The sequence below is a fragment of the Lactiplantibacillus songbeiensis genome, assembly GCF_005405125.1.
Lineage (GTDB): Bacteria > Bacillota > Bacilli > Lactobacillales > Lactobacillaceae > Lactiplantibacillus > Lactiplantibacillus songbeiensis.
Genome location: NZ_BJDL01000048.1, coordinates 1 through 1,846 on the forward strand (window position 1 = coordinate 1; position 1,846 = coordinate 1,846).

The window sequence follows — 1,846 nt, forward strand, 5'->3', positions numbered from 1 at the left end:
AGCTGGGTATCTACGCTCATTTTATCCATTATCAGAACACCTCAGATTGTGTTCCAACTTTTGGGGTACACCTCAAGAGCGGTCTTCAAAGCTGGCCTTGGCCTAAGTCCGAGCAGACCACTCGCACTAAGGCCAACGACACGGCTGAGCATTTTATGAACTAACCTCTCGGCTAAAACTGCTGAGTAAGAAAAAAGTAGTCATTATTTTTATAATGACCCGTTCCTTAACGCCGGATGGGCCAGAATTGGCTCAGTGGTGTCGTTTATCTTGGCCGGTGATTTTTTCCTGCTTAGATAAAGCCCGGCTTATGAGACCGCCCTGTAGCTCATAAACGTGGCCACCACGTTCCAGCCAATTCTGGACCAACCAGAGTGGCAAGTTCAACCTAACTAACATCAATCATCTTCAACCTATTTTATTATCGCATTTTTAGTCTACAACGCAACCTACTGAATTTCAGGATTAAAGTATGTGTTGAAGAACGGTTGTGTGCGCTTCAAAATACTAGCCTGTGAATAACTTTTTAGTCCATCGCCCCAGATTGAAATCGCTGAACCAAGATTGTTTGTACTCGTCGCAAGACTAGTATGATTCCAATTATCCCAGACCGTCGAATTCCAATGCGTCACTAGATCATTTTGCCAATAGGCGACGTTACTAGCTTTGAACATTTTAGCATTCGTAATAATGTATAAATACGAATAGTTCGCATTGATTGTTTGGAATCCCGCCGCGTTCAAAGCTGGCAGGCTAGCGCGAATCTGACGGTGTTTGGCCGCCAACGTCGTATTACTCGTCTGACCATCATAACTCCAGTAAGTCACTAAGATATTATGATCAATTTTAGGCAGATCTTTGGTCATGAACCCATCATTCCACATCGTGGCTTTTAACTGCTTTTGATTCAAGTAACGATTTAGATAATTGGTATAACTGACCATTGCGGGCTGAGTTGCCGCGGTCGTACCGCCGTATTCATCGCCACCAATACCAATGTGTTGTCCCGGATACTGCAACTTAACGTATTCGCTCAACAGACTTTTGACAAACGTCTTCGTTTTAGCATGGTCCATCTTTAACTCGGCATTTTTATAAACAATAGTTTTTGCCAACTTACGATTAGCCTTACTAGACGTCTTCATCAGCTTCACTAAAGCCTTACTGTGTCCCGGTGTATCAATCTCGGGAATGACTTCAATTCCCCGCTGATGACCATAAACGATCAACGAACGCAGTTGCTTTTTACTTAAAAAAGCCAACTTGGTCTGACGATTATAATAGGTGGTGCCAACTTTACGCGCCTTTTTGACGGTCTGACCGAGCTTGGCACTTTCAACCCCAAACCGCGTGTCGTCCGTTAAATGTAATTGGACAAAACTACCGCCACCAGCCTGAACCTCATCAATTAATTGTTTGATTGACTTAACGGAATAAAATTGCCGGGCATCATCCAAAATCAACCCTTTAACTTTTGGCGTCGTCGCAGCCTGCACTGACGCGAAGCCTGTCAACAGGCTCATCATTAAAGCCAAACTAAATAAACACCATTTTAATCTTTTTTTCATCACAATCCCCACTCTCGGCGTCAATTGTCCTGTCAATTGCCCCTGAATAAATTCAGAGGCTTGTCGCTCACGTGTCTGACGGCACAGTAGTCCAACATGCCCGTTAGGCACTCCTACGCGTAGTGGCAACATCATCGGGTAATTGACAGCTACCCGTTTAACTGCCGGGTTTACCCAGCAGTTGTTAGCTTCTTAATCCTTGGGTGCTTGACACCGTTCAACCAGTCTTGCCCAAGCATTGCAATATTCATGGCTCCTAATCGGTCATCGTTACAACG

At 44.4% G+C, this 1,846-nt stretch carries 1 protein-coding gene; it reads right to left on the bottom strand.

What is annotated here, in order from left to right; translation table 11 throughout:
* Positions 1–449: 449 nt before the first annotated feature.
* Positions 450–1,568 (bottom strand): family 20 glycosylhydrolase, encoded by a 1,119-nt coding sequence (locus FFM77_RS13920; RefSeq protein ID WP_171001652.1) that lies wholly within the window; start codon positions 1,566–1,568, stop codon positions 450–452.
* Positions 1,569–1,846: the final 278 nt, after the last annotated feature.

Excerpts from the sequence above, each read along its gene's own strand:
- FFM77_RS13920 (WP_171001652.1), bottom strand. The coding sequence starts at position 1,568 with ATGAAAAAAAGATTAAAATGGTGTTTATTTAGTTTGGCTTTAATGATG.